Consider the following 26,628-nt stretch of genomic DNA (forward strand, 5'->3'; position numbering starts at 1 on the left):
CTTAATTCTGGGCATGTCCCGTTCATTCTGGTTGGAAGTCCATCGTATCTAGATCAGTATTGGAGCAAGGGCGTCTTCGGAGTAGAAGATGCTCTTGCTCTTTTTTACCTCTCAAAGCGGACAATTTATCAAAAAATTATTAACAAGGTTTACAATGTACGTAGGGGATTCGGATATAATGATATTAATGCTAATGAATGAATCTACAAGATGAAAGGAAAGCCAAGCGTAGCCTATGGAAGCAATTAATACTAAGATTAATCCCTATTCATCACAGGTCGTTTTTAGCCGATAAACCGTTAAACTGAGCCATGTCGTAAGTAACTATTTTTTTCTTCGTTATTTTATATACTATCTCTCTTGTTCAGGAGGTCCTCTGTGAAAGTCCTATTAGTTGATGACGAACCGTTAGCGTTGATCGGGCTTCAAAAAATACTTGAAAGTGAAATAAGTGATATAGAGATTGTGGCCGCGTTCTCGAATCCAAAAGAGGCTATTACAGGCGTATTAGAGCATCGGCCCGATGTAGTATTCCTGGACATACAAATGCCCGAGATCGACGGTTTAAAACTTGGTATGCAGATACAGGCAGTCGCTCCGGGCATCGAAATTGTTTTTGTGACCGGTTACAATCAGTATGCAGTGCGCGCTTTTGAACTTTATGCCCTGGACTATATTATGAAGCCAGTGCAAAGAGAGCGTTTACGAAATACTGTTATACGGATAAAAGAGAAGCTGAACATGAAAGTCTTGATGAAACGGCCGGATACGAACTCGCCTTTGATCTGCTGTTTCAATCGGATTCAGTTCAAACCGAACGGTATGGAGTTTCAAAACGTTAAATGGAGGACAAGTAAGGCACAAGAATTGTTTGCCTATTTGCTCCATCATCGGGACCGGATGGTTAACCGTAGTGTGTTGCTTGAATTGTTATGGCCGGATGTTGAGGAGGCAAAGGCAGCGCAGAATCTCTATACGGCCATTTATTATATTCGTCAAACCTTAAAAAAACATAGTATGGAAACGGTATCCATTCACGCCGGAGATTTAGAAGCTGGATACCAGCTTGAAATTGGAGAAGCGCGTGTAAATATTAATATATGGGAATATGAGATGAAGCAATTGGGCGTCATGGGTGAGCGTACCGTCGACGCTTATGAGTGCGTGCTTGGGATGTACACGGGTGATTACCTTGGAGATTGTGGATACTTGTGGGCGGAACATGAACGGGAACGCTTGCGATTACTATGGCTGTACCAGATGAATAGACTAAGCGAGTTTTACCAGCAGCAAGGATCGTTGGACAAAGCCATCCAAGTGAACCTACGCATTCAACGAATATGTCCAGACGAGGAAGAATGCTATTTTTCGTTGATGAAGCTCTATCACGCCGCTGGCAATCCTGTCGACGTAGAAGAACAATATTTGATTCTGAAAGAGAGAATAGAACGCGAGTTAGAACTGCCGATTAGCGCCGACATTACCCGTTGGTATGAGCAGTGGAAGTCCCAGGATACCGCCTCGTCGTTCGTAGTATAAATAAAGGAATAACTCCGGCTTTTGTCGAACTGTCACGGTATGAATAGACTAATTCCATCCAGAACCTCTTGTCGTAACATCATTTTCATCCTTTTGTTGCTTAGTATTCTCTCGGGACTGAGATGGGCTTGGTCGGAAGTTTTTCCGGTGGAGAAGTCTTTCCGCGCCGTCGACGGGATCGTCGACTTGCGAGGATCGGATCTTAAGGACTCCTCACCGATAACCTTGGACGGACAATGGGAGTTCTATCCCCGTCAGCTGCTGACCCGTCAACAAATTCAATCGGAGGATCACGAGGTTCACGGCATTTCAGTACCGGGGGACTGGAGGGAAACGTTAAATCCTGATTCCAATACCTCCTACGGGTATGGAACGTACCGGCTGCGTATTATGACCGATCCCCTTAAGCAGCCTGTCGCGTTCTGGATTAAAAAAGGCATTCAGGCTTCTTCGGAAGTCGAAATCAATGGCACCGTCTTGGGCGGAGCCGGTCGCGTCTCTGCAATAGCAAGCGAGTACACCCCGAATAACGTTCCGTATAAGCTCTCCTATTGGGGAAAAGGGAAGACAGAGATCGAACTGCTCATACGCGTAGCCAACTATGACGCTCCCTTCTCCGGAGGGATTGTGAGCTCCATACGGTTCGGCTCGCAGACGGCGATTGATACCATGAGCTGGTATTCGATCGGGTTCCAATTAATAGCCGTCTTAATTATTCTGCTGCATGGTTTATATGCTTGTATCGTCTACATGTACAACCCCAAAGACCGCTCTCTATTGATCACGGGCTTGATCTATTTGTCGACTGGCATCGCGATATTCAGCGGTCACGAGAAGGTGTTGTTTTGGTGGCTGCCCGCCAACTATGAGTGGGCGATTAAGCTAAGAACGATCATGCTGCTGTATCAGAATTTATCCATTCTGCTGGTCTACAGAAAGTTTGCCGGAGCACCACCACGCAGTAGAGGGCTACAGACTTATATCGCCGTTGTTGTGCTCCTAACGGTGGTTATTCTGGTGGGGCCTGCTTGGGTCGTGAACAGTGTAGTCGATTTGCAGATTTTTCTCTCATTCTACTTGATGTCGTACTTTTGGTTTATTTGGATTGTAGGAACGATGGTGTTCAAGAAGCACAGTGACAAAGATGTGAATCTCTTGCTGTTTACTGCGGCCAGCATTATGTCCAATCTGGCATGGAGCATTATCGAGTCGTTCAAGGATATGACGAGCGTCTATTATCCGATCGATGTCACGGTCGCCGTAATGGTATTTTCCGCGTATTGGTTTAAAAAATATTTACGCAATGTCAATGAAATCAGCGAATTATATGAGCAGTTGAAAGTTGTCGACAAAATGAAGGACCAGTTCCTGGCCAACACCTCGCACGAACTGCGGACGCCGCTGCACGGCATTATGAATATTACGGGGACCATCTATGCGAGGGAGAAAGGGAAGCTTGAGGAGAGCAGCCGCAAAGAGATGGAGCTGCTTGGCACCATTAGCCGGCGCATGTCCTACTTGCTGGACGATTTGCTCGACATCGCGCGGCTTCAGGAACATCGCATCACCTTACAGCTTGAGGTGTTAAAGATTCAAGCGATCGTACCCGGCGTATTGGCTATGCTCAAGTATATGACGGAAGGAAAACCCGTCCAACTGCAAATGGAGATTGCGGAAACGATGCCTGCCGTAATGCTGGACGAGAAAAGATTTGTGCAAATCATGTACAATCTTCTGGAAAATGCTCTCAAATATACGGAGAAGGGAACGATCTCTGTTTCTGCTAAGGTTAAGGGCGAACATGCCTTGATCGAAGTCGCTGATACTGGCGTCGGCATGGACGATGAGACGCAAGCGCGTATCTTTATGCCATATGTGCAAGGGGCATACGGAATAAGCGACGGTCGAGGGATCGGGCTGGGCCTTAGCATTTGCAAGCAGCTGATCGAATTGCACGGTGGCACATTATCGGTGGTTTCAGCACCGGGCCAAGGCTCGACGTTCCGTTTCCAGTTGCCGCTTGCTCTCAAGCCAGCCCCTTTGTTGCCGCCAACGGTTCTGCTTCCCGAGCAGGAAGCAGCCGCAATGATCCCAACGTATGCCCGCTTCCGTGCGTCAGATCATGAGCTGCACAACTGGGCCGCTCATGACGGAATTCCGCCTCTGCTGCAGGACAAAAAGATTTATATTCTGGCGGTAGACGATGATCCGATCAATCTGAATGTGCTCGTAGGCATCCTTTCGGCGGAGCCGTATCACGTCACGACGGTTTATTCGGCTCAAGAAGCGTTGGACTTGCTGGAGACGCAACCATGGGATTTGTTGATTGCCGACGTGATGATGCCGCAAATGTCTGGTTATGAATTGACACAGAAGGTGAGAGAGCGTTACTCCATGTCGGAGCTGCCGGTGTTGCTGATGACCGCACGCAGTCAATCCGTCGACATTTACACCGGATTTTTGGCAGGGGCAAGCGATTACGTCACCAAGCCAGCGGACGCGTTAGAGCTCAAATACCGGATTCGGGCGTTAATTACGCTGAAGCAGTCGATCCATGACAGGCTGAGAATTGAAGCTGCTTATCTGCAGGCGCAAATCCAACCGCATTTTCTGTTTAATACGTTTAATGCGCTGATGGTGCTTAGCGAGATCGACACGGAGAAGATGCGTATGCTGGGAGAAGCTCTCACGTCCTTCTTGCGGATTAGCTTCGATTATCTCAATACTGGGGAAATGGTCGTGCTATCCCATGAGCTGGAGCTGGTCGAATCTTATCTATATATTGAAAAGGAGCGTTTCAGGGACAAGCTGTCAGTCGTCTGGGAAGTAGAGTCGGATATTAGCCTGTTACTGCCGCCGCTGTCGATCCAGCCGCTGGTTGAGAATGCCGTGAATCACGGTCTTATGAGCAGAGCAATTGGTGGTACTGTTCATCTTAGGGTGGTTCGCCAGTACCACAGCATCCTCATCGAAGTCATAGATAACGGCATTGGCATGTCCCTGGAAATGGTGGCTCATCTGTTAAATCCCGCCATGAAAGAGAAAGGTGGCATTGGCATTTCCAATACGAACCGAAGATTGATCCAGCTGTACGGTCGAGGACTGTCGATTGACAGCAAACCCGGCGAGGGAACGACAGTGTCCTTTGTCATTCCGATGAAGTAGACGGAGTTATTGGCGGCAAGTAAGCAAGCCACCCTAACAACCATTGACGATGTTCCAAGTCGTCGATGGTTGTTTTTTTAATCCAATGGCCTTGTATAATCAAAACCCTGCCTTGTTATGAAGAAAAGTGAACCCAATCTTTCCCTTGGGTGGCACCCATCTTTTTAAAGAAAATTTGAGCGCGTTTATTCTCAGTAGAAGTGATCCAGGTCATGCGAGCATATCCATGATTTTGTGAGTACTTTTGGCATTCTAAAAAAAGCTGAAATTCCACTTCTGTATCTCTAAATGGCTCCATTACAAAAAGGTCGTTCATAACTGTGATTTTGTCTGCTTTCATCGTGCTAAATGTAAAGAATAATGTGGCAAAGCCGATTAACTCTCCATTTTGCTCTACCACAAATTGTATACCATTGTGCTGTTCAAAAAGGGTTTGGATCAAATTATGAATTTTTTCGACAGGTGGCCTAGGGTTTTGATAAAAACCAACGATGTACTCATACATTAACTCGGTCAAACTGTGTAAATCATCAGGCGCAGCGTTTCTTACTACAAATGACATTAAATAGACTCCTTTTTCATTAATTTTGAATTATTATACTATATTAAGCATGAATATTCAAAGGGGCGTGTACTGTGAGAATGTGGACAGCGCATACTAACAACCATTGCCGACGTTCCACCAATAGGTTTATACAGGGTTAGATGGCTTAATCCCTATCAATTATAGGCCGTTTTTGGCCGATAAACCAGTTAAGCTGAACCGTATCATAAATGAATGACCCAATCGTGATTCCCATTCGTTAAAATTGAACTCATTCCGAATTATTTAAGCAATGTAAGTGTCACCTCTATCGTATTATCAATAAATGATCGCTCTGGACGAGACTTCATCATTACGGTTAGTCCAATTAACGATACGATTAGCGCCTGTGATACTGCCTTCGCATCTAACCCAATCTCAAATTCACCTGATCGTATACCTCGTTCAATGGTTTCTTGAAATATGACAGATAGGTACATTTGATGTTCCCTTGTAAGAATTTCAAATTTCTCATCATGAGGCGCAAGTTCGACCATTGTATTGATGCAAAAGCATCCTTTTCTAGGGTTTCCTGTATATTCCTCATCGACCACACCTTCAAAAAAAGTGCGAAATGCTTCTGTTACAGATGGGTTGCTTTGAAGTCTGGTTCGGACCAGAGAAGCACGGGACATCATGTATTTGCGTAGCGCGACTTCGAACAATTCCTTTTTGCCCCCAAAAGCTGAGTATATACTGGGGCGTTGAATTGCCATTCTGGAAGTTAAATCACTTAATGAGGTAGCCTCATATCCCTTCTCCCAAAACAGTTGTATAGCTGCATCTAATACTTTTTCTTCGTCAAATTCGCGGGTCCGTCCCATAATCAATACCCCTCGTTACTCTTGATTTTATTTTAATTGCTCAATGACTCCGATCATGTGAAATTGTCAGCAGTCTTTTTTTGCGTACCAAATAGTATATATTATCTTATAATTAGCCGTTTATATTGTCAAATGTGGATTAGCTTATCCTAGCAAGGGAAGTTTATTTATTGACATTATTCGTTTGTGTGAGTTATATTTACTGGGAAAATTATCGTACCAATCGGTATGTTATTTTCGAGAAACTTAAAACCAATGTAGATAGAGGGCAGCATTAATCTGAGGCTACACATCAACCTGCTTGAAAAGAACCGGAATAATAGTTTGAAGCTGATGACAGAGAAAGCTATTAGTATAGGAGAGATGGATCATGGAAATAGGTATTACTTCGTTTGTAGAAACGAAACCGGACGTTCAGACAGGTGAAGTAATGAGCCACGCACAGCGATTGCGTGAAGTTGTCCAGGAAATTGTCCTTGCTGATCAAGTGGGACTTGACGTGTTTGGTGTAGGTGAGCATCATCGGAAGGATTATTCGGCAGCTTCACCAGCAGTTGTGCTGTCTGCGGCTGCATCGCAGACGAAACGGATTCGGCTGACCAGTGCAGTGACGGTGCTTTCTTCAGCTGATCCGGTGCGCGTTTTTCAGGATTTTGCTACGCTGGATGGTATTTCGAATGGACGTGCGGAGATTATGGCCGGCCGGGGCTCCTTTATAGAATCTTTTCCACTGTTTGGCTATGACTTGGACGACTATGATGAGCTGTTTGAACAACATTTGGCATTGCTCCTTAAAATACGGGAGTCCGAAAAAGTAACCTGGAAGGGCGGGCATCGGTCAGCGATTAACAATTTGGGCGTGTATCCACGGCCCGTTCAAAATCCGTTACCTATATGGGTTGGCAGTGGGGGCAGACAGGATTCTGCGATCCGAGCAGGTCTGTTAGGACTGCCATTGATGCTGGCGATCATTGGTGGAAAACCGACGGATTTTGCACCGCTTGTGCAGCTTTATAAGAAAGCAGCAGCGCACGCTGGTCATGATGCATCAAGGCTTAAGGTTGGATCGCACTCGATAGGATTTGTTGGAGAGAATACTGAACGGGCTGCTGATACATTTTTCCCCTCTACCATGGCAGGTATGAATAGATTGGGCAAGGAGCGGGGTTGGGCACATTATGATCGTTCTAGCTACGATGCCGCGCGTAGCTTTGAAGGTGCACTGTATGTTGGCGATCCCGAGACTGTTGCCCAGAAGATCATTCATCTTCGCAAAAATGTAGGCGTTACACGATTTATGCTGTATGTTCCGTTAAGCACGATGCCGCATGCCGAGGTGATGAGAGCCATTGAGCTGCTAGGTACAGAGGTAGCACCCCGAGTTCGGGAAGAAATAGCCAAGTGGGAAGCCGAGACAGAAAAAAGGTCATAATTCAATTACAGGAGTGATTCGGATGAATTTTGAAAGTCGGGTATTGCCAGAATTAAGGCCGATATTAGCACAATTTCCTGGTTTTCAACTGGAGGAAAATTTAGAACTGAGCAGAAGCTATTTGTCGAGTCCTCCCATTGAGAAGTCGGAGCACGTACATACGACTAGCCGGATGATTCCAACCGTAGCAGGCGAGATATTGGTCAAAATCTACGAGCCTGCCCAGCGCACTGACGCTAAGCTTCCGGCCATGCTGTGGATTCACGGGGGAGGCTATGTGATGGGGCATCCTGATATGGACGACGCTTTGTGCGAACGCTTCGTGCAGGCGGCCAAATGCGTCGTCGTATCGGTCGATTATCGACTTGCTCCGGAGCACCCCTACCCAGCTGCTATTGATGACTGTTATGCCAGCTTGACGTGGATGACGGGCGAAGCTGAGCTGCTGGGCATTGACTTGGATCGGATCGCGATTGCCGGTGCAAGCGGGGGCGGCGGTCTGACCGCAGCGCTTGCTTTAATGGTTCGCGACAAAGGCGGGCCAGCCCTCGTCTTCCAAATGCCGCTGTATCCGATGCTCGACGACCGCAATATTACGGCGTCAAGCCATGAAATTACGGCCGATAATGCAACATGGAACCGGACGGACAATTTGGCGGCCTGGAACATGTACTTGGGCGATCGTACCGAAGATAGCGATGTGTCCCCACATGCCGTCCCGTCGAGAGCGGAAAGCTTGGCGGGGCTACCGCCGACCTATACGTGCGTAGGCCAGCTCGATCTGTTTCGAGATGAGACGATCGAATATGTGGCACGCCTAGCTCAAGCGGGTGTAGACGTCGAATTCCATCTGTATCCTGGCACATTCCACAGCTTTGAAGGGATGGTTCCGCAAGCGGAAGTAAGCCAGCGTGCCAGCCAAGGTTATGTGGACGCCATTGCAAGAGCGCTTAATCCTTAAATCATCCAGGGGCTGTCTTCAAAGGTCTGAAACGACTTGGGAGATAGCTCCTTTGTAATACACAGTTCGGGATTTTTCAAATTGCTCAGTTATCAAAGATGGTAGGGAATGAAAGGCACCTTTTCCGTAGAAAATTAATACAATGGAGCATGACATTAGCCCAGAAAGGTGTGTGATTATGGACGGAACGATCCTTAGTTTCTATGCCAGCGGCAACACGGCTGAAGGATTTGCTAACCTGTATAATTCGTCACTTCAAGGATTAACACGTTTGTTTGTCTTAAAAGGAGGCCCTGGAACGGGGAAATCAAGGCTTATTCGAGAAATTGGAGAGCATATGGCACAGCAAGGCTATGAGATATGGATTCTCCATTGCGCATCGGACAACGATTCGTTGGACGGAGTAATTATACCCAAGTTAAAAGTAGGAGTCGTGGATGGAACGGCACCACATGTCATTGAGCCCGAACTGCCTGAGACAGTCATCGTGCACGTGGATGTAGAGCAGGCAGCCGATAGGCTTCAGTTGAATCTGCAAAAGCAAGAAATAGACAGCTTGACCGAACAAATCACGCAAGCACATAACCAAGCCTATTCCGGCTTTGCCAAAGCACTTCGTATTCACGACGAATGGGAAACCATATATATAGCCAGCATGAATTTTCAATTAGCTGATGAACTGACCCAGGAGTATATTGAACTCCTCTATGGTGATCGGAAACTGGAGAGAGTAAGTCGGGTAGACCGTCGTTTTCTAGGTGCGACTACGCCGAAGGGGGCTGTTGATTACGTCCCTAATCTGACTGCGGGCTTAAAGAGATATCTGGTTAAAGGCCGCGCCGGATCCGGTAAGTCTACTCTGTTAAAGAAATTAGCGGATGAAGGAATACAACGTGGCTTTGATATCGAAATCTACCATTGTGGCTTCGATCCGAACAGTCTCGATATGATTATCGTGCGAGAGCTTGGTTTTGCTATTTTCGACAGCACGGCACCGCATGAGTACGAGCCGGTCCACGCCACCGATGAAATCGTCGATATGTATTCGCGATGTATACAGCCCGGCACAGATGAAGCGCATTCGGATGCTATTGCCGACATTAAAGAGCGATACTCTAAAGCCATGAAGCAATCCATACAGCATCTGACACAAGCTAAGTCCTTACGGGATGAGTTAAAGGAAATCTATTCAGCGACGATGGATGTCCACCTTGTAGATCAAATAAGATCCCGGATCGAACAGGAAATTGGGGGATAGCTGGCAGCCATGAGCAGGAACAACTGACCTCGATAATTAAAATGGCTAGAGGAAAGGTGCGTCTATAGCGCCTTTCTCCCAGCCCTTCTTTTATAACGAGTAGCCTCTACCTATTCCCCTTGCGTACCTTTAACAGTTTACCTTTTACGGTCGTATTCTTCATAATCTCCAGCACAAGTGGACCCTTACCATTCAAAATCTCAACATCGGTTACATGATCAAGAATCGTAATGATCCCGATATCGCCTGCGGTTACCCCATCAAGCTTAGCGATGGTTCCCACAAAATCTACGGCTCTAAGTTTCTTCTTCTTGCCGCCATTGAAGTTAAGCTTCATAATCTGTTGGTTTAATTGCTCACGCTTGTCTTTTTTAAGTACAGTTCTGACATGCAGCTTCTGCTCAAAATCCTCTCTACGCCGATCTACAGCCTCTTCTGAGGGAGCTTTTACTTTCGGAATCGCGAATCCAATGTATGCTTCAATATCGGCTAATCGTCTGTCATCCTTAGGGGTAACCAGGGTAATGGCTTTTCCCGTCTTGCCTGCACGTCCCGTACGTCCTGTGCGATGAACATAGCTTTCCTTCTCAAGAGGAATATCGTAGTTCATGACATGGGTGATATTCGTGATATCAATACCTCTAGCAGCTACATCAGTCGCAATCAAGTAACGAAATTGTCCTCTTCTGAACGCATTCATCACCTCGAAACGCTCTTCCTGCTCCATCCCCCCATGAATACGATCACACGGATACTCCAGATCAGCCAAGGCTCTGAATAGCTTATCTACATTCTCCTGCGTACGGCAGAAAATAATGCAGCTCTCAGGATTCTCAACAATGAGCAGATTTTGAAGTAATACCAGCTTGTCCGCCTCTGCCACCTGAATCAAGGAGTGATCAATGGTAGCTGTCGTTATACCGGTCGCTTTTATTTCAATTTCAACAGGATTGTTCATATACTTGTGTGACAGTCTGGCTACATCCTCAGGAAAAGTAGCGGAGAATAACATCGTAGCCCTGTCACTAGGCAGGGCCTGAATGATCGACTGAACTTGCTCGATAAAGCCCATATTCAGCATTTCATCAGCCTCATCAATCACGAGATAGGCCATCCGATCTAACGATAGCGTGCCTCGTTCAATATGATCCAGTACACGACCTGGCGTACCTACAGCCATATGTGTTCTTTGCTTTAGCTCGGCCTTTTGTATATGAAAAGGATGTTTCCCATAAAGGGATGTTGCTTTTATCCGCTTAAAGCGTCCAATATTCGTGATGTCTTCGGTGACCTGTAACGCGAGTTCACGGGTTGGCGTCAGGATTAAAGCTTGGGGCTTATTTTCATTCCAATCTACTAGCTCACAGAGTGGAATACCATATGATGCTGTTTTGCCGCTACCTGTTTGTGATTTGGCCACAAGATCCTTCTTCTCAAGCGCAACGGGAATGACTTTCGTCTGAACTTCTGTTGGCGTCTCATAGCCTAGACTATCCAGCGCTCTCACGATTTCTTCACTTAATGGATAATCTGAAAAATGCTTCTGACTCATTTTCAACCTCTTCTGCGCTGTATTTGGAGTACCTATACATATAGAATGTCATCGTGCATCTAACGTATGCTTATATAGTATACTCTATATCCAGATTCACTCTAATACATATCGAATATTCCCCAATCTTGCCGTTACCGACTGCAAAAACAGATGTTTGGCTGTCCCGCAAGGATGTAAAGTTTCTTGGGTTAAATCTTTATTTTCACAGGTAGCAGAAAATAATCACTCATCCTTATAATTGGAAATGTAAGCGTTTTATTTTAAAGGGTGAGGTATTAAAAACTATACCTATGAGGAGGAGATTTTATGTTGAGAGTTAAAGTAGGCAAGTTGGTAAGCTGTTTGGCGTTGACGGGTGTATTGTTATCGTCTGTTCTGGTAAATCAGGCTGATGCTGGTCTGGCGAAGGGAAGCAAATTCCTCGGGAACGTCATTGCCGGCAGTGTCCCTCCTAGTTACGGAACGTACTGGAATCAGGTGACGCCGGAGAATTCAACCAAGTGGGGCTCGGTTGAAGGCAGCCGTAACAATATGAACTGGTCGCAGGCGGATACCGCCTACAATTATGCCCGTAATAATGGCTTCCCATTCAAGTTTCACACCTTGGTATGGGGCGCCCAGGAGCCAGGATGGATTGGCGGACTGTCGGCTGCTGATCAGAAGGCGGAAGTGACCCAGTGGATTCAAGCTGCCGGTCAGCGCTATCCGAATGCGGCGTTTGTAGATGTGGTGAATGAGCCACTGCATCAGAAGCCGTCCTTCCGTCATGCCATCGGCGGTGACGGGTCGACCGGATGGGATTGGGTCATATGGTCGTTCCAACAGGCCAGACAAGCTTTTCCCAATGCCAAGCTACTTATAAATGAATATGGAATTATCAACGACCCTTCATTAACCGACCAATACGTCAATATTATTAATCAGCTCAAAAGTAGAGGCTTAATTGACGGAATTGGCATTCAATGCCACCAGTTCAGTATGGACACCGTCTCAGTTAACACGATGAACACTGTACTGAACAAGCTATCGGCAACAGGATTGCCAATCTATGTGTCGGAACTAGATATAACTGGTGACGACAACACCCAGCTTGCCAGATACAAGGAAAAATTCCCAGTATTATGGAAGCATTCTTCGGTGAAGGGCGTTACGCTCTGGGGATACATTCAGGGGCAAACCTGGATATCGAATACACATCTACTGAACTCGAACGGCTCGGAACGTCCCGCGCTCCAATGGCTGAGACAATATCTGGGCAGCTAGTCCAATGGCGATGCAAAACCAGATGTGGGACTTTTGCTGAGCGTTTGGGGTAGGGGAGACGTTTACTTGACTAAGTCTATGGTCCGATTAGCTATAGACGGTTTGTGGTTTGCGGAAATGTTCGGGTTAGCTCCTCCGAATGAAGAACTACGGAAGAAAATTACGGAAGAATTAAAGACATGTATCAGGTAACAAGCACCAAAAAGCAGGCTGCTCTTAAGGAGTAACCTGCTTTTTCTGTCTTATCCTTTTTATTTCCAGCCACGCAGTCTAATGATGAACCTCGCGGAAGCTATAGGTAATGTCGTGCAGTTCTTTCTTTAAACGGCCGTCTTTAGACGCTGGTGCATATCCAAGCACCTGGTAGTAATTCTTTTCGGTCTTAATAATCGCTACATGGGTGACATATTTGTCCACATCTTTCTTGCCATACTGTTGAAGAGTTATGTGCTGTTCGTCCAAAAAATACACCTCTTCTTAATAATTAAAAACATACTCCTTATATTAACGGTCATTTTGCAATCCATGTTTAGGAAAATATTCTATAAAAAAAGAAATCACTATAAATATCCCTTCCTCTCATTTACTCTACAATTGGAAGAAGAAAGTAACGATAGACTCAGGAGGCATAGGTATGCAAAAGATTTAAATGTGATGAACCATTATCGTTGAAGCGGCATACACATTTCATATTGCTCAATGGGGTCTTTCGAGAGACCTATTTTTTGAATAAAACGCTCAATAGAGTCATTGTCGGGCAGGCTGATATACACCTTCTCAACCCTTTGGAGCTTTGCTGCTCCATGAAGGAGGGTGCGTCCAAGTCCTTGGCTGCGGTGCTTGGGATCAACCCAAAGAAAGTTGACTTTACCCTGCGGACTCATGGCCACCATGCCGAGGCAGGCTTGATTCACATCGTAGATACCGAGAAAAGCTTCCAGTGTACTGGCGGCGTAATAAGGTGTGTCGCTTTGCCAATGGATGTGACAATCGGTGAGTGTCTTACGGAAAGCCTCAACTTCCTCAAAGGTAATTTTCTTAATTGTGTACAAAGTTGAGGAAGCATCGGGTGGTGCAGAAGGCAGGGTTCCGTTGTAGTATTTCAACGTATAGCGCGTCTGGTAGCCATGTTTTTGATATAATTTTACAGCCCGATGATTATCCTTGATGACTTCAAGCCATAGCTGCTGGCAGTCCGCCAATAGAGCTGATTGTTTATGCAGTTCAAGCAACTTGTTGCTAATCCCCTGACCACGGTAAGCCGGAGCGATGCACAGCGTACCGCAACGCATGGTCTTGTACCCGTCAAACTGCCGGATACCGCCGAGGACCAAGCCGATTGGTTGATCCTGATCCATGGCAAGGAAAGAGTGATCCCGTGAATTGCCCTCCGGACCCAAAAAACGTGCTGCGAAATCGTCCTGGTCTGCGGACAAGCGAATCGAATAATCCGAGAACCCAAGCGAAAATGCCTGAAAAATGTGTTCCATGCCAACGTCAGTGCTTCTTTTATAGGTAATTATTGTTTATTCCCTCCTTGGTTAAGTACAAAGGATATGGAGCGAGTTCGGGAAAAGCTCTTTTGCGTGAGTCATCAGCGTTTCCCACGTGAAATAAGCATGATGCCAAGGGAGACAAAGCCTACACCCGCCAGATGAGCAATTGAAAAAGGTTCCCGAAGGATGACATAGGACAGTAGCAGCGTACTGAACGGAATACAACCGGTATATACAGCTGCCGTACTGGCCGGTACCCTAGATACGCCCCTGAACCATAATACATAGGCTAATGCTGTGACAAAGATACCATAATATAACACAAGTCCAACCTCCCCAGCACCAACGTGATTGAAGTTGAATTGCCGAGCCTCTCCAAAGGAACAAGCCAGGAACATGAGGAACGAAAAGAGTGTTATATACATGGTTCCAAGTAGGGAAGAGACATGGCTGGATAGCATCTTGCGTAATACCGTTAGTGCCGCTTCCCCGAATACGGCGGACAGGATAAGCAGCATGCCAATGAATGAGGTTGCCTTGGGCGCAGAAAACCAGAGAGCGGATATGTGAGGGGCTTGTAGCGCCAAAACGCCGAGCAACGAACAGGCGATCCCGAGTCGGGGGCGTAGCGTAATCTTTTCTTTCAGCAGCACATACGAAAGAAGGGCAACGATAGCTGGCGTCAAGCTTGTCATGATACCGCTTTCGGAAGCAGTGGCGTAGGTGAGCCCGTATAGCATCAGGACACGGAAGAGAAACATGCCGATCAGGGCCTGAATGAGCAGGATTAAGGCATCTCGTTTGCTGATCCTTAGTGAATATTTCCTGATTAACACAATGGGTACCAAGAACAGAAGGGCAACGGCCAGACTGGCAGATTGCGATAAAAAAACAGGCAGCCGCATCACGACCAGTTTACCGACTACCACAGAACTGCCGACGATGAAGGTTGCGATTAGTAATTCCATGTAAGTCGAAAGGGTGGGTTTGTTCATTCCTTCTCACCTCTTGTACAAATATTATTATATACTGTAACCATAGAAAATGGTTCGTTGTAGATCCAGTTGAACAGGTCTTTGACAGTACCGCTTGAGGGGGCAGCGTATGTGGGTATCTATTGATAAGAATGTGACAGTTCCTATGCTGCGTCAGGTGTATCAGACCATACGGGAACGTATTTTAGCTGGAGAACTGCATGCAGGATATAAGCTTCCTTCGACCCGGGTGCTGGCCTTACAGTTGAATGTCTCCCGGAATGTTATTCTCGAAGCTTATGAAATGCTGCTGGCCGAAGGTTTAGCCTCGGCGCGCCCAGGTTCAGGTACCTATGTAGCTGAGGGAGCCGTCCTTCCAGGCTATGTATCCTCACCGCCTATTGAAACGTCTGTGTCTGCAATAGGTATTCCATCTTCAAATGAGGTGTCGGTCATTTCCTTCCGGACCGGCCTGCCCGCGTTGGAGTTGTTCCCGCGCAAATCATGGGCCGACTTGCTTCAGTGCGTATGCAAAGAGGCTCCCGATCTGGCACTGGGTTATGGTAACCCTGCTGGTGAGCCTGAGCTACGAAGGGAGCTGGCTGACTATCTGATTCGCACCAGAGGAGTGAAAGCCAGACCGGAGCATATTGTAATTACTAGCGGAGCGGTACAAGCGATTCAGCTTGTCACCCGTCTGCTGCTGTCGGCGGGGGACGAAGTCTTGGTGGAGGAACCCACGAACGAAGATTTAAAAAGTATCCTGTCGGCTACAGGGGCAACACTGCGGAGCATGCCTGTTGATGATTCGGGAGTTATAACAGCGGATCTGCCGCAAATAAATCACCCTAAACTGGCCTATCTAACACCCTCGCACCAGTTCCCACTGGGGGGGATTCTGCCGATCCAAAGGCGGATCGAGCTCATCCGGTATGCCGTTCGGACAGGATGCCTTTTGCTCGAAGATGATTATGACAGTGAGTTCCGATTTGATGGGATGCCCGTTCACTCCTTGCAGAGTCTGGACCCGGAACGGGTGCTATACGTCGGAACGTTTAGCAAAATTTTATTCCCTGCACTGCGGATTGGTTATATTGTTCTTCCTCCGTCACGTGTCGCGGATTTTATCAGGTTAAAGCAACTGGCGGATTACCAGACGGCGAGCTTGGAGCAAATTGTATTGAGCCGTTACATCAGGAAGCGACTTCTTCATAAACATGTACATAAGATGAAAAAAGTGTACGCCAAACGGCGTCAAGTCCTGCTTGATAGTCTGGAGCAGCATTTTACGGGGGAATTCCGGGTATGTGGTCGGCCAGCTGGTTTGCATTTGGTAGCAGAGTTTCAGTTCACGCTCCGAGAGAATTTGGCGGAATGTTTCCGTAGCGAAAATGTATTTGCGGCACAGCTCGAAGGAAACCGACTGCTAATGGGCTATGGGCATCTAAATGAAAGCGAGATTCGTGAAGGGGTTAGCAGGATTAGGAATGCCCTGCAACGGTACATATGAGCGAATACGAAACCATTTCGTTGGAAGAGGTGTAAGTTCAGCCATTTCCAAGACGCCCTCCATGAGTGGAAATTATTATTCCTGGTGCGACCGCTTTGCCTGAAGAAGACCGCTCAGGTCTGAAGAAGGTTTTGGTGAGAATCCTGAGTTCTACACCCTGATTGCCGATGAAAAAAGGAGGCTATCAAATTGAGGTTTTATGAAAATAAAATAGTCCAAATTATCATTGCAATTCTCTATCCTATTGCGGCTTTCGTAATACTCAGCAACGGTCGCTTGATCGGCTCATGGACTATTCCAGCGATCCTTGCGATATTGTTTTGTTTTTTGTGGAAAAATCTTTGGTATCTAGCTATCTCCAATGTCTTAATGTGGCTGGTATCCGTACCTATGTGGTGGCTGTTCGTTGAGCGCATGAGAGAAGACCAAGGTCCGGCCATTTTTATTTCATCCTTGCCATTCATTGTGCTGTTACACGTATTTATTGTATTGATCCCCCAAATATTAATTGTTCTATGTAAGAATGTTATCTTGAAAAAAGCTTAAGACCCCTCACCACGGGGCAAATGCAAACCTTCTACGCCCCCGCGTACCTCTTTAACAATTCACGTTAATGCATCAATCAGCCTAACATTAATTTGCTGACAGCAGCTGTGTATTCATCAACTCCAAATTAGACAATTGTCATATTTATAGTTACTATAGAAAGGTAAATAAAATCTGAATGGAGGATTTCTTATGAAAATCGCATTAACAGGAGCAACCGGGCAACTGGGCTCCATCGTAGTAGAGGCGTTGCTTGCATCCGTATCGGCAGAAGACCTTATTGTTAGCGTGAGAAATCCGGAAAAAGCAGAAAGCTTGCGTGCCCGTGGTGTTGACGTTCGTCACGGCGATTTTGATAAACCGGAGACGCTGGACCAAGCGTTTACCGGTGTAGACCGACTGCTGATTATATCCGCAGACGGCGATAATGATACGAGAATCCGCCAGCACAAGGCTGCTGTGGATGCTGCTGTACGTGCGGGAGTAGGCTTCATTGCGTATACCAGCGTTGCCAATGCGGCTGACAGCACGCTGTTCCTTGCACCTGTACATCGTACAACGGAAGAGTTCATTCGCGAATCAGGCATTCCTTACTCTTTCCTGCGGAATAACTGGTATCTTGAAAATGAAGCAGGCACGATTCAATCCGTGCTGGCCGGGGCTCCTTGGCTGACCTCAGCAGGCTCCGGTAAAGTAGGTTGGGCTACCCGTGCAGATTATGCGCAAGCGGCGGCAGTCGTTTTGTCCGGCGAAGGGCATGAAAACACAATCTACGAGCTTTCCGGCAAGTCGATTACCCAAGAAGAGTTTGCCGCGATTCTTGCTGAGGTGCTGGGTAAGGATGTGCCTGTACAGCAGGTAGACGATGCTGCGTATGGCGATATTATGCTTGGTGCGGGTGTTCCGGAAGCCGCAATCCCTATTGTGGTCGGTATTCAGCAAGCGATTCGCGAAGGAGCTTTGGATGCTGCAAGCAACGATTTCGAAAAGCTTCTGAAACGCCCACTTACGCCGCTTAGCCAAGGAATTCGTGAGCTGGTTGAGCAAATAAAGGCATAACACTGCCGTAGAATACATTTTCAAAATATGATTCTGCTTATGATAAAGGATGCTCCCCTAACAAGGCGGGCATTCTTTTTTAGTCATCATTATCATCCAAATGAAAAGGGAAATCCCAAACTAATTTCCTCTATTAGTGGAATCGTTGCTGATTTTCCAATATACTTGTAAGGAACTCCAGGGAGGGCTTGGAGCAAGGTTTGTTCATAGGGTGATCACAGTAGTAGAATTTTGAAAATGAATGGAGTACATAAGACGATGTCTAATTTGCCAAATTGCCCGGAATGTAACTCAGAATACACGTACGAGGATCGGAGTCTTTTCATTTGCCCGGAATGCGCTCATGAGTGGTCTTCCGATTCAGAAGCAGCGAATAACGAAGATGTAAAAGTCATCAAGGATGCCAATGGTAACGTCCTGAAAGACGGTGATTCTGTAACCGTCATTAAAGACCTTAAAGTCAAAGGAAGCTCATCCGTCCTGAAAATCGGCACAAAAGTAAAGAATATCCGTCTGGTGGAAGGCGATCATGATATTGATTGCAAAATTGATGGCTTCGGAGCGATGAAATTAAAATCGGAGTTTGTGAAAAAGAACTAGCGATCGTTTGAACGCAATCCAACGAGTGTGGAGCTTGTACTGGGAAACCCCTTTGAAATAAGAGGGGTTTTTCTTTATGTTCGGACACTTTTTAGTTCAATAAGGATTTAGGAAAAGGAGAAGCTAGGGGCTTCTCCTTGGAATATACATCGTTTACAGCGGTGCCAGCCAAACGGTTCCGGTTCCTCTGTACACATTAACCAGACCTTCGCCGGAAGCGGCAGAGCCAAGCTTGGTCTTTCCAGATTTCTCGACGGTAAACTGTAAGGTATTGGACCACATGAGGGCAAAATTGCCGTCCACTTTTAGCACATCATTTTGCAATTCAACAATGACGGCTTCCTCGGATGGGATAGGCGCTTGCAGGGCAAGAACTCCTTTTCCCCGGGCGCTTAAATTAAATAATCCCTCTCCACCCAGTGCGGCCGAGGAAAGGTTGCTACGGGCAACGACGGATATGTCCAGCGTGGTTTCACAAGCTAGAAATAAGCCGTCTTCGATGGCAATGTGATCATTATCGACATCAATGAGCCAAATGTAACTATAAGTAGGTTCCAGCATAATCGTACCCGTGCCCTTATAGTGAGGTTTGATGGCACTTGTTCCCGTTACCGCACCAGACACCAAATTTCGCATTAAGCCGCCTACGCCTTTTACGCCGGTAGTCATCTCCATACTGCCCACCGTATATTGCATGGCGCCCGCCTTCATCATAATTTCACTATTGTTGATTTCGATCATGAGCTGCTTGCGTCGCATGTTACTTTTGCTCATATAGTAATTGGCTTCCGCAGCCGCAACCGAGGTGCAGCTTAAATCCGATATGTATTCCAATACGCTAAATCCACCTAATTGGTCTGTGATGGCAACATTGCTGTTATCCTTTAGGTTATTGATGACAAAAGCCATGGATGTATGAGCCTCCTTGTTGTATTCATGTTGTGAGGATGGAAATCTCTTTTACTCCATAAAATATTCGACAAAAAGATTTCGTTTCCTGCGGCGAATCTTGACACTCCCTTTGGCTGATTTTCAGACTCAGAAAAGGAGAGCTTGAAAAAAACGCGGAAAAGGTTCAATATAAAGATATCGGTTTTTAAAATGGTTTGCTCACAAAGCAGCCTATGAGAACGAGACATTGAAGCAGGGGGTAGGGCAAGTGGAGATAGGTATCAGCACATTTGTAGAAACAACGCCGGATACACAAACGGGTGAGGTCATCAGTCATGCGCAACGAATACGTGAAGTTGTCGAGGAGATTGTGCTTGCAGATCGGGTAGGACTGGATGTATATGGCGTGGGAGAGCATCATCGTAAAGATTATGCGGCATCTGCTCCTGCGGTAATATTAGCTGCTGCTGCTTCGCAGACCCAGCGGATTCGGCTGACCAGCGCGGTCACGGTGCTTTCCTCAGATGATCCGGTACGTGTATTTCAGGATTTTGCCACATTGGACGGCATCTCGAATGGACGAGCTGAGATTATGGCAGGCCGGGGTTCTTTTATCGAATCGTTCCCGCTGTTTGGCTATGATTTGGATAACTATGACGAACTGTTTGATGAAAAACTCGAACTATTATTGAAAATACGGGATTCTGAAAAAGTCACCTGGAAGGGCGGACATCGGCCTGCGATCAATAATCTGGGTGTGTATCCACGTCCGGTTCAAAATCCGTTGCCCGTATGGATTGGTAGCGGAGGCAATCAGGAATCTGTAGTTCGTGCCGGTTTGCTCGGATTGCCGCTGGTACTGGCGATTATTGGTGGTAGCCCTGTGCAGTTTGCACCACTTGTGGAGCTGTATAAAAAAGCGGCTGCGCATGCAGGGCACGACGCATCTCTGTTACCTGTGGCATCCCATTCGCATGGTTTTATCGCGGAAAATACCGAGATTGCAGCCGACAAGTTTTTCCCTTCTACTCAGCAAAGTATGAATGTGCTTGGGCGGGAGCGTGGATGGGGTCCTTACACTCGTTCCAGCTTTGATGCCGCTCGTAGCTTTGAAGGGGCGTTGTATGTAGGCGATCCCGATACGGTTGCCAAGAAAATCATCCACCTGCGTAAGCAGGTAGGCATTACACGCTTCCTGTTGCACGTACCTGTTGGTACGATGCCGCACGAGGATGTCATGAGAGCCATTGAGCTATTGGGAACAGAGGTAGCCCCACGGGTGCGCGAGGAAATATCCAAGTGGGAAACTGAGAGTAAATAAGCGTTTTTCTTCTAAGTGGATGGATAAAAAAGAAAGGAGCAGCCTTCGGTACAAGGTGGCTCCTTTCTTTTTTGAGAGTTATCGAGTATTCAACAAAGGGCATTTAAGAGAAGGGATTGGACAGGGATCTCCTAATTACTAAAATTGAACCATTTGCTGACATCTATTTTTTGATGTTCATACCTATATCGCCACTCGTTGGAGTCGGGCTGGTACGTATAATCCTTTTGCCACGCTATGATATTTTCTACAACCGCTCGTATGGAAGAGATCAGATAGGAGACTTCCTGAATCGTCATTATGGGATGGAGGGACAGGCGCACCCAGCCGGGTTTTCTCGATAGGTCTCCCGCATGGATGAGGTCTGACATCTGATGAGAGGTTTGTTGGTCGATGCCCAGCAAATAGTGTCCATACGTTCCTGCACAGGAGCAACCGCCGCGGACCTGAATTCCGAACCGATCATTCAGTAATTTTACGATCAGATTATAGTGGATATGGTCGACAACGAAAGAAACGATTCCGAGCCGTTCTTGGCTTGTTCCTCCTAGAATGTGCAAGCATGGTATTCCTTTCAACCCTTTTAACAATAATGACGTTAACTCCTTTTCTCGCTCCAAAATGCGGCTTTGGCCCATCTGTTCTTTTAGTTGAATGCAGAGCGCCGTTCGAATGGCCTGTAGAAAAGCAGGAGTTCCTCCATCCTCGCGTGCCTCGATATTCTCCTTATATTCGTACTCACCCCAAGGGTTGGTCCAGCTTACCGTACCGCCCCCAGGCTGATCCGGGGCATGGTTGAGGCTTAGCCGCGAATCCATGATTAGAACGCCGCTTGTTCCGGGGCCACCGAGAAATTTGTGGGGAGAAAATACAATAGCATCTAATCTTTCAAGCGGCTCTGTGGAATGCATGTTGATCTCGGCATAAGGGGCGTTTGCGGAAAAATCAATGAAACACACTCCGCCATGCTCATGCATTTTGCGGGATAGCTGATAAATCGGCGGCTCAAACCCCGTAACATTGGAACAGGCTGTAAAAGCGCCGATCTTGATAGGGCGATGACGGAATTGAAGCAGCAAACGTTCCAGATTTGCCGGATCAACGGTACCACTGGGACCGGGAGGAATGCACACGACGTCTCCAATCGTTTCCGCCCAGGAAATATGATTCGAGTGATGCTCCATATGGGTGACAAAAATAACGGGACGTTCTTTTTCAGCGATAGGGTAGTGATGCTTTAACTTTTCATGTATTTTCAATCCCAGCATGCGTTGAAGCTTATTTATGGCCCCTGTCATTCCGGACCCGGCAAACAGAATGATATCGTGTTTGTCAGCATGAGCGTGGTTCTTAATGATTCGCTTTGCCTCTTCGTAGGCTTGGGTCATCAGGGTACCTGTCAAATTAGACTCTGTATGGGTATTTGCTACAAAAGGGCCAAAATCGTTAGCTATTTTGGACTCAATAGGTCCGTATAGACGGCCGCTGGCTGCCCAATCCGCATACATCAGCTTTTTTGGCCCGTATGGAGATTCAAAGGTTTGACGATATCCAATCGTACCTTCCCGATATCGTGCGAAATAAGCCTCGCCAGAAGGCTGGTACGCACAATTGTTGCTTCCGATCCGAGCCTTGAGCATACTGCGGCGCCTCCCACGTGGTTCTGTCGTTCTAGGGTACGTAGGAAGACCCGAATGGGTTAAGAAAAATAGGCGAATGTCATCATTTTGACAAAATAAAAACCTCATCCGAAAGCCGTACTCATCCAGCCCAATTGGAGGGCAACTATCGTAAGAAGGAATGATGGGAAACATTGGGCTAGTCTCTTCTGTGCCTCTTCGCTACTTTACCTCCTTTCAGTAACACTGTAAAATACAAAGTATGCATATGTATGTCTTATACCCACCCAAAGGAGAGTGTAACTTATGAGTGAAAGTTGTGTTCCTACTGGTGTGATGCTAAAAGATACTGGGTTCGGATATACGTTGTCCTTAATAGGCGGTAAATATAAAATGATCATTTTGTATTGTTTAGCTGAAAATAAGGTTATGCGGCATAATGAGCTGAAGCGAAGGATCGGTACCATTTCCTTTAAAACGCTAAGTATCATGTTAAAAGAACTGGAGGCAGATGGCCTGATCATACGCAAGGAATTTCCCCAAGTCCCTCCAAAAGTTGAATATTCATTATCTGAACGTGGTCTTTCTCTCATTCCATTGTTAAATATGATGTGCGAGTGGGGAGAGAATAACAGTTCGCCAGCTCTGGAGGCTATACAGCGGTAAGCATAGCTATTTAGTCTAATTCAAAAAAAAGTATCTCCTAAACAAGGAAATACTTCTTTTTTGTAGCTTTAATTAAAGCTACCTATTACAGGTTGTCCACAAAATTTAAATAATCTTTCGCGCTTTTTTCCAAATGAAGTGTAACCAGCTCATTTTCTTTGCCAGGCTCATTTTCACCAGGTTCGCTTTCTATACCATAAAACGCAAAAAACGAACGATAATCCGCATTGCAGTATAGCAATGTAGTTTCAAAAGGAGATAATAAATGTTCAAGCGTATAGTGGTATCTTCCCTCTTCGCTGTAATCTTCTTTTTTGATTCCGGCAGATACAGCTAAGCCGACTTTACGATTCTTTAATTTATCCCCTCCATTTGAGCCATATGCCCAACCATAAGTAAAAACATCGTCAAGCCACTTTTTAAGAAGTGGCGGACAATTAAACCAATAGAACGGGAACTGTAAAACAAGATTACGATGTGATTCAATTAATTGCTGTTCTTTTTCCACATCAATGTTTCCGTCAGGGTAAATTTTATACAATTCGTGTACAGTATACTTTTCAGGATATTTTTTGAGTTCTTCTACCCATCGCTTATTAATCACGGAATTTTCTATATTTGGGTGCGATACAATAATGAGAGTTTTCAAAGATTTTCCCTCCTTGAATATGATTTACTTCTAGAGTATAGAGTACGCACTGCAAATAAGTAAGTATGCACTTTTAGTACAGGTACTTACATAAAGGTTAGTGTCAATTCAGTTTTGTATATTTTTTAGCCTACAGATTTATAGAATACTATTATCTTTGCTAGGCGGTTGGTATGGGTTGTTATAGGCATAATGCGAGTAAAATACATGACCGGATAAAGCCATGTCTTCTCGGTTATATGCGTGTATTCCATACCATTCATTTAGAGTGACCGTTACCAATGTCATATCTCCAAACCGCTCCCATTCTGTATAATCTCAAGGGAATTCAAGACACAAGCCTGAGATCGGGAGGATCATGAGAAAGTGAGTATAGAGAACAAATATAAAGCGCTTGAACTGGAAAGGCCGGGTATCTACGAGTTGGAGGGGCTGGAAGTTGGGGTCACCTCCAATTGTAATTTTAAATGCGATTATTGCTGTGCATACCAGCGGAATGATGGACAATGCATCAGCAGTAAAGAAGTGATACGCATCATCGATGAAATCCCCACCTTAAAGCGCGTCCGGCTGTCAGGGGGAGAAGTGACCTTGAAGTATCAGGATTGTCTGGACATTGTGGCTCATTGTTCGAGCAAGGGAATCGCTACCCAGCTTAACACTAATGCGAGCTTGCTCAGTCCTGAACGGATTGAGAGGCTGCGTGATGCGGGGCTTTCCAACATCCATATCTCCTTCAACTTCACGGACCCCGAGAAATATGCGGCATATTATCATGTTCATCCTCGCATGTATGAGAAAATTGCGCAGAATATTCGATTATGTACCGAAGCCAAGCTGGAAACGGTGCTGGAGACCTTGCTATTTGCCGAGACGCAGAACAACATGCCAACGATCAGTGAAAAAGTATATGAACTCGGTGTACGCATCCATGAAATCCAAAATAGCATCGTGATGGATCATACCAACTGGAACGCTATCTCCACCAAGGAGGCACTTGTTCGTTCCGTTCATGACTTGATCGCACATAAAAAGGACGATACCGTGCTGTATTTCACTTGTATGGATCGTTTTGCAGAAGCACTGGGCTTCAAGGAGCAGCCGGGTGTTTATTTTTCAAACTGCGTAGATGGTAAAAAGCAGCTCCACCTTCACGGGAATGGCGATATTCTGATCTGTGAGCTGTGCCATCCTGTGGTCATTGGCAACATTTACAACGGAACTTCCTTAAAAAATATTTATACCCATAAACCCAAGGCACTAGAGGAGTTTCTCGACAAATTGCCTTGTCCTGCATACGATGCGCTTTTTCCGAACGGGATCTGAGAGGGTAAAGATGTAAATAACGGAGTGATTGCCCTTAAAAGCGGCTATTGCTAAATAGCAGGGATGTTACAGCATCCTTGCTATTTTTTATTATATATTTGATCACAGTTTTATCAGCATTACAATGCGGAAAAGTGAAATGAGGCAACTATCTGATTCCTATGGAATTCGTTTTCGTGAAAGGGTTTACATGCTAGAATATAAGAAGGCTATCCTCTTACGAAAGAAGGAACAGATATGAAGTATAGAAATGTAGGCAACAGTGGTCTTAAAATCAGTGAAATCGGTCTGGGCAGTTGGTTGACGTATGGTACAGCCGCTGAACAGGAAGCAGCTCATACCTGTATTGCCAAAGCCTTTGAACTTGGGATCAATTTCTTTGATACCGCCAATGCGTATAATCAGGGTGAGGGCGAAAAGGCTATGGGAGCGGCTTTGAAGCCTTATCGAAGAGAAAGCTACGTGTTATCTACGAAGGTTTACTTTCCTATGGATTCCGGTCCCAATGACAGGGGACTGTCCCGCAAGCACATTATGGAGCAATGCGAGGCTAGTCTTAAGCGTCTTGGCACGGATTATATCGACATTTACTTCTGTCACCGTTACGATCAGGACACTCCTTTGGAAGAGACGCTGCGGGCTCTCGATGACCTTCAGGCTCAAGGCAAGATCCTGTATGCTGCGGTAAGCGAATGGAGCGCCGCACAGCTCACAGATGCCTATGGCATTGGAAAAAGGCTGAACCTGCGCCCGTTGATTGCCAACCAGCCGATCTATAATATGTTCGAGCGTTATATCGAGCGTGAGGTACTACCTGTATCCGGGCAGGTAGGTATCGGCCAAATTGTATTTTCGCCGCTGGCCCAAGGTATCCTCACGGGTAAATACAAACCGGGGCAACCTTTACCGACGGGCAGCCGCGGAGCTGATGCCTCCGTCAATCATGTCATCAACAGTTATATGAACGATGCTGTTCTTAACTGTGTACAGGAACTGGATAGCCTGGCGAAGGATCTAGGCATCAGTCTGTCACAGCTTGCTCTTGCCTGGATACTTAGAGATCCGGGTGTCAGCGCTGCACTCATTGGGGCCACGAAGCCGGCACAGATCGAAGAGAATGTAAGAGCAGTCGAGGTGACGCTTCAACAGGAGCAATGTGATGGAATTGAGCGGATTCTGAAGCAAGTAGAAGGATTTGAGCCTTTGCGTTAAGCATGTATACTGTTCTTGAAAATGGAATATTCCCACACATAAAGCCTCACGCTTCTCTGTCACAGACAGGAAGTGCGAGGCTTTTTTATATAAAGTGTATAGCAAAATTGGTTTGCGTGCTATATGTGTAAGTCCACTTTATACTGCGCTAATCTGCTGTTAATAGTTGAGCCCTATAG

The 26,628-nt window shown here is 46.1% G+C and carries 24 protein-coding genes; 15 read left to right on the plus strand and 9 right to left on the minus strand.

Annotation, left to right across the window (positions count from 1 at the left end):
- Positions 1-378 precede the first annotated feature (378 nt).
- Entirely contained in the window at positions 379-1,539 is a 1,161-nt protein-coding gene (locus ACIFQM_RS07635) for a response regulator (protein WP_430046968.1), read from the plus strand.
- Between the two features lie 147 nt (positions 1,540-1,686).
- The gene (locus tag ACIFQM_RS07640) at positions 1,687-4,704 is read left to right on the plus strand and encodes an ATP-binding response regulator (RefSeq protein ID WP_430065207.1); all 3,018 of its coding nucleotides are present in this window, start codon (positions 1,687-1,689) and stop codon (positions 4,702-4,704) included.
- Between the two features lie 115 nt (positions 4,705-4,819).
- Here ACIFQM_RS07640 and ACIFQM_RS07645 read toward each other — a convergent pair whose 3' ends face one another.
- Positions 4,820-5,266 carry an N-acetyltransferase family protein gene (locus ACIFQM_RS07645; RefSeq protein ID WP_430043042.1) on the minus strand — a complete coding sequence of 149 codons (447 nt, stop codon included), beginning with the start codon at positions 5,264-5,266 and terminating at the stop codon, positions 4,820-4,822.
- Between the two features lie 263 nt (positions 5,267-5,529).
- Positions 5,530-6,111, minus strand: a complete 582-nt coding sequence (locus ACIFQM_RS07650; protein ID WP_430043044.1) for a TetR/AcrR family transcriptional regulator — start codon at positions 6,109-6,111, stop codon at positions 5,530-5,532.
- Between the two features lie 370 nt (positions 6,112-6,481).
- Here ACIFQM_RS07650 and ACIFQM_RS07655 point away from each other — a divergent pair, with 370 nt between their 5' ends.
- The 3 genes from ACIFQM_RS07655 to ACIFQM_RS07665 all read left to right on the plus strand — a co-directional run bounded on the left by ACIFQM_RS07655 (position 6,482) and on the right by ACIFQM_RS07665 (position 9,762).
- Positions 6,482-7,543, plus strand: coding sequence for an LLM class flavin-dependent oxidoreductase (locus ACIFQM_RS07655; RefSeq protein ID WP_430043046.1), 1,062 nt, complete (start codon positions 6,482-6,484; stop codon positions 7,541-7,543).
- A 22-nt stretch (positions 7,544-7,565) separates the two neighbouring features.
- Positions 7,566-8,504, plus strand: a complete 939-nt coding sequence (locus ACIFQM_RS07660) for an alpha/beta hydrolase (RefSeq protein ID WP_430065209.1) — start codon at positions 7,566-7,568, stop codon at positions 8,502-8,504.
- Positions 8,505-8,682: 178 nt separating this feature from the next.
- A complete protein-coding gene (locus ACIFQM_RS07665; protein WP_430043050.1) occupies positions 8,683-9,762 on the plus strand; it encodes a PRK06851 family protein in 1,080 nt (359 codons plus the stop codon).
- A 106-nt stretch (positions 9,763-9,868) separates the two neighbouring features.
- On the opposite strand, the gene ACIFQM_RS07670 is transcribed toward ACIFQM_RS07665, so the two are convergent.
- Positions 9,869-11,314 carry a DEAD/DEAH box helicase gene (locus ACIFQM_RS07670; RefSeq protein WP_430043051.1) on the minus strand — a complete coding sequence of 482 codons (1,446 nt, stop codon included), beginning with the start codon at positions 11,312-11,314 and terminating at the stop codon, positions 9,869-9,871.
- A 309-nt stretch (positions 11,315-11,623) separates the two neighbouring features.
- Here ACIFQM_RS07670 and ACIFQM_RS07675 point away from each other — a divergent pair, with 309 nt between their 5' ends.
- Both ACIFQM_RS07675 and ACIFQM_RS07680 read left to right on the plus strand, forming a co-directional pair.
- Positions 11,624-12,580 carry an endo-1,4-beta-xylanase gene (locus ACIFQM_RS07675; protein ID WP_430043053.1) on the plus strand — a complete coding sequence of 319 codons (957 nt, stop codon included), beginning with the start codon at positions 11,624-11,626 and terminating at the stop codon, positions 12,578-12,580.
- A gap of 66 nt (positions 12,581-12,646) precedes the next feature.
- A complete protein-coding gene (locus tag ACIFQM_RS07680; RefSeq protein WP_430043055.1) occupies positions 12,647-12,772 on the plus strand; it encodes a hypothetical protein in 126 nt (41 codons plus the stop codon).
- A 78-nt stretch (positions 12,773-12,850) separates the two neighbouring features.
- Here ACIFQM_RS07680 and ACIFQM_RS07685 read toward each other — a convergent pair whose 3' ends face one another.
- The 3 genes from ACIFQM_RS07685 to ACIFQM_RS07695 form a co-directional block, all read right to left on the minus strand.
- Entirely contained in the window at positions 12,851-13,042 is a 192-nt protein-coding gene (locus ACIFQM_RS07685) for a hypothetical protein (RefSeq protein ID WP_430065211.1), read from the minus strand.
- A 200-nt stretch (positions 13,043-13,242) separates the two neighbouring features.
- Complete coding sequence (locus tag ACIFQM_RS07690; protein WP_430043060.1) at positions 13,243-14,070, minus strand: GNAT family N-acetyltransferase; 828 nt, start codon at positions 14,068-14,070, stop codon at positions 13,243-13,245.
- A gap of 104 nt (positions 14,071-14,174) precedes the next feature.
- The gene (locus tag ACIFQM_RS07695; protein ID WP_430043063.1) at positions 14,175-15,071 is read right to left on the minus strand and encodes a DMT family transporter; all 897 of its coding nucleotides are present in this window, start codon (positions 15,069-15,071) and stop codon (positions 14,175-14,177) included.
- Between the two features lie 109 nt (positions 15,072-15,180).
- Between ACIFQM_RS07695 and ACIFQM_RS07700 the strand changes: the two genes are divergently transcribed.
- The 4 genes from ACIFQM_RS07700 (at position 15,181) to ACIFQM_RS07715 (ending at position 18,765) form a co-directional block, all read left to right on the plus strand.
- On the plus strand, positions 15,181-16,560 hold the full coding sequence (locus ACIFQM_RS07700; RefSeq protein WP_430043065.1) for a PLP-dependent aminotransferase family protein: 1,380 nt from the start codon (positions 15,181-15,183) through the stop codon (positions 16,558-16,560).
- Positions 16,561-16,749: 189 nt separating this feature from the next.
- On the plus strand, positions 16,750-17,106 hold the full coding sequence (locus ACIFQM_RS07705) for a hypothetical protein (protein WP_430065213.1): 357 nt from the start codon (positions 16,750-16,752) through the stop codon (positions 17,104-17,106).
- A 192-nt stretch (positions 17,107-17,298) separates the two neighbouring features.
- Positions 17,299-18,165, plus strand: a complete 867-nt coding sequence (locus ACIFQM_RS07710) for an SDR family oxidoreductase (RefSeq protein ID WP_430065215.1) — start codon at positions 17,299-17,301, stop codon at positions 18,163-18,165.
- 258 nt (positions 18,166-18,423) lie between these two features.
- Entirely contained in the window at positions 18,424-18,765 is a 342-nt protein-coding gene (locus ACIFQM_RS07715; protein ID WP_025686189.1) for a zinc ribbon domain-containing protein YjdM, read from the plus strand.
- A gap of 153 nt (positions 18,766-18,918) precedes the next feature.
- Here the strand turns inward: ACIFQM_RS07715 and ACIFQM_RS07720 are convergent, their stop codons facing one another.
- On the minus strand, positions 18,919-19,674 hold the full coding sequence (locus ACIFQM_RS07720) for an AIM24 family protein (RefSeq protein WP_430043072.1): 756 nt from the start codon (positions 19,672-19,674) through the stop codon (positions 18,919-18,921).
- A 250-nt stretch (positions 19,675-19,924) separates the two neighbouring features.
- On the opposite strand from ACIFQM_RS07720, the gene ACIFQM_RS07725 reads away from it, so the two are divergent.
- Entirely contained in the window at positions 19,925-20,977 is a 1,053-nt protein-coding gene (locus tag ACIFQM_RS07725; protein ID WP_430043073.1) for an LLM class flavin-dependent oxidoreductase, read from the plus strand.
- A 131-nt stretch (positions 20,978-21,108) separates the two neighbouring features.
- Here the strand turns inward: ACIFQM_RS07725 and ACIFQM_RS07730 are convergent, their stop codons facing one another.
- On the minus strand, positions 21,109-22,617 hold the full coding sequence (locus tag ACIFQM_RS07730) for an aminotransferase class V-fold PLP-dependent enzyme (protein WP_430043075.1): 1,509 nt from the start codon (positions 22,615-22,617) through the stop codon (positions 21,109-21,111).
- 285 nt (positions 22,618-22,902) lie between these two features.
- Here ACIFQM_RS07730 and ACIFQM_RS07735 point away from each other — a divergent pair, with 285 nt between their 5' ends.
- Complete coding sequence (locus tag ACIFQM_RS07735; protein WP_430043076.1) at positions 22,903-23,262, plus strand: winged helix-turn-helix transcriptional regulator; 360 nt, start codon at positions 22,903-22,905, stop codon at positions 23,260-23,262.
- Between the two features lie 85 nt (positions 23,263-23,347).
- Here the strand turns inward: ACIFQM_RS07735 and ACIFQM_RS07740 are convergent, their stop codons facing one another.
- A complete protein-coding gene (locus tag ACIFQM_RS07740) occupies positions 23,348-23,911 on the minus strand; it encodes an NAD(P)H-dependent oxidoreductase (RefSeq protein ID WP_430043078.1) in 564 nt (187 codons plus the stop codon).
- A 366-nt stretch (positions 23,912-24,277) separates the two neighbouring features.
- On the opposite strand from ACIFQM_RS07740, the gene ACIFQM_RS07745 reads away from it, so the two are divergent.
- Positions 24,278-25,237, plus strand: a complete 960-nt coding sequence (locus ACIFQM_RS07745; protein ID WP_430043080.1) for a radical SAM protein — start codon at positions 24,278-24,280, stop codon at positions 25,235-25,237.
- Between the two features lie 237 nt (positions 25,238-25,474).
- Entirely contained in the window at positions 25,475-26,449 is a 975-nt protein-coding gene (locus tag ACIFQM_RS07750; RefSeq protein WP_430044345.1) for an aldo/keto reductase family protein, read from the plus strand.
- Positions 26,450-26,628: the final 179 nt, after the last annotated feature.

It is taken from the genome of Paenibacillus sp. NRS-1782 (assembly GCF_050467685.1).
GTDB lineage: Bacteria > Bacillota > Bacilli > Paenibacillales > Paenibacillaceae > Paenibacillus > Paenibacillus terrae_A.

Bases quoted from the DNA above. Each gene is read 5' to 3' on its own strand.
- ACIFQM_RS07690 (WP_430043060.1), bottom strand. From the start codon at position 14,070: ATGGAACACATTTTTCAGGCATTTTCGCTTGGGTTCTCGGATTATTCG.
- ACIFQM_RS07655 (WP_430043046.1), top strand. From the start codon at position 6,482: ATGGAAATAGGTATTACTTCGTTTGTAGAAACGAAACCGGACGTTCAG.
- ACIFQM_RS07750 (WP_430044345.1), top strand. From the start codon at position 25,475: ATGAAGTATAGAAATGTAGGCAACAGTGGTCTTAAAATCAGTGAAATC.
- ACIFQM_RS07695 (WP_430043063.1), bottom strand. From the start codon at position 15,071: ATGAACAAACCCACCCTTTCGACTTACATGGAATTACTAATCGCAACC.
- ACIFQM_RS07670 (WP_430043051.1), bottom strand. From the start codon at position 11,314: ATGAGTCAGAAGCATTTTTCAGATTATCCATTAAGTGAAGAAATCGTG.
- ACIFQM_RS07700 (WP_430043065.1), top strand. From the start codon at position 15,181: ATGTGGGTATCTATTGATAAGAATGTGACAGTTCCTATGCTGCGTCAG.
- ACIFQM_RS07645 (WP_430043042.1), bottom strand. From the start codon at position 5,266: ATGTCATTTGTAGTAAGAAACGCTGCGCCTGATGATTTACACAGTTTG.
- ACIFQM_RS07735 (WP_430043076.1), top strand. From the start codon at position 22,903: ATGAGTGAAAGTTGTGTTCCTACTGGTGTGATGCTAAAAGATACTGGG.
- ACIFQM_RS07715 (WP_025686189.1), top strand. From the start codon at position 18,424: ATGTCTAATTTGCCAAATTGCCCGGAATGTAACTCAGAATACACGTAC.
- ACIFQM_RS07650 (WP_430043044.1), bottom strand. From the start codon at position 6,111: ATGGGACGGACCCGCGAATTTGACGAAGAAAAAGTATTAGATGCAGCT.
- ACIFQM_RS07720 (WP_430043072.1), bottom strand. From the start codon at position 19,674: ATGGCTTTTGTCATCAATAACCTAAAGGATAACAGCAATGTTGCCATC.
- ACIFQM_RS07710 (WP_430065215.1), top strand. From the start codon at position 17,299: ATGAAAATCGCATTAACAGGAGCAACCGGGCAACTGGGCTCCATCGTA.
- ACIFQM_RS07665 (WP_430043050.1), top strand. From the start codon at position 8,683: ATGGACGGAACGATCCTTAGTTTCTATGCCAGCGGCAACACGGCTGAA.
- ACIFQM_RS07660 (WP_430065209.1), top strand. From the start codon at position 7,566: ATGAATTTTGAAAGTCGGGTATTGCCAGAATTAAGGCCGATATTAGCA.
- ACIFQM_RS07730 (WP_430043075.1), bottom strand. From the start codon at position 22,617: ATGCTCAAGGCTCGGATCGGAAGCAACAATTGTGCGTACCAGCCTTCT.
- ACIFQM_RS07675 (WP_430043053.1), top strand. From the start codon at position 11,624: ATGTTGAGAGTTAAAGTAGGCAAGTTGGTAAGCTGTTTGGCGTTGACG.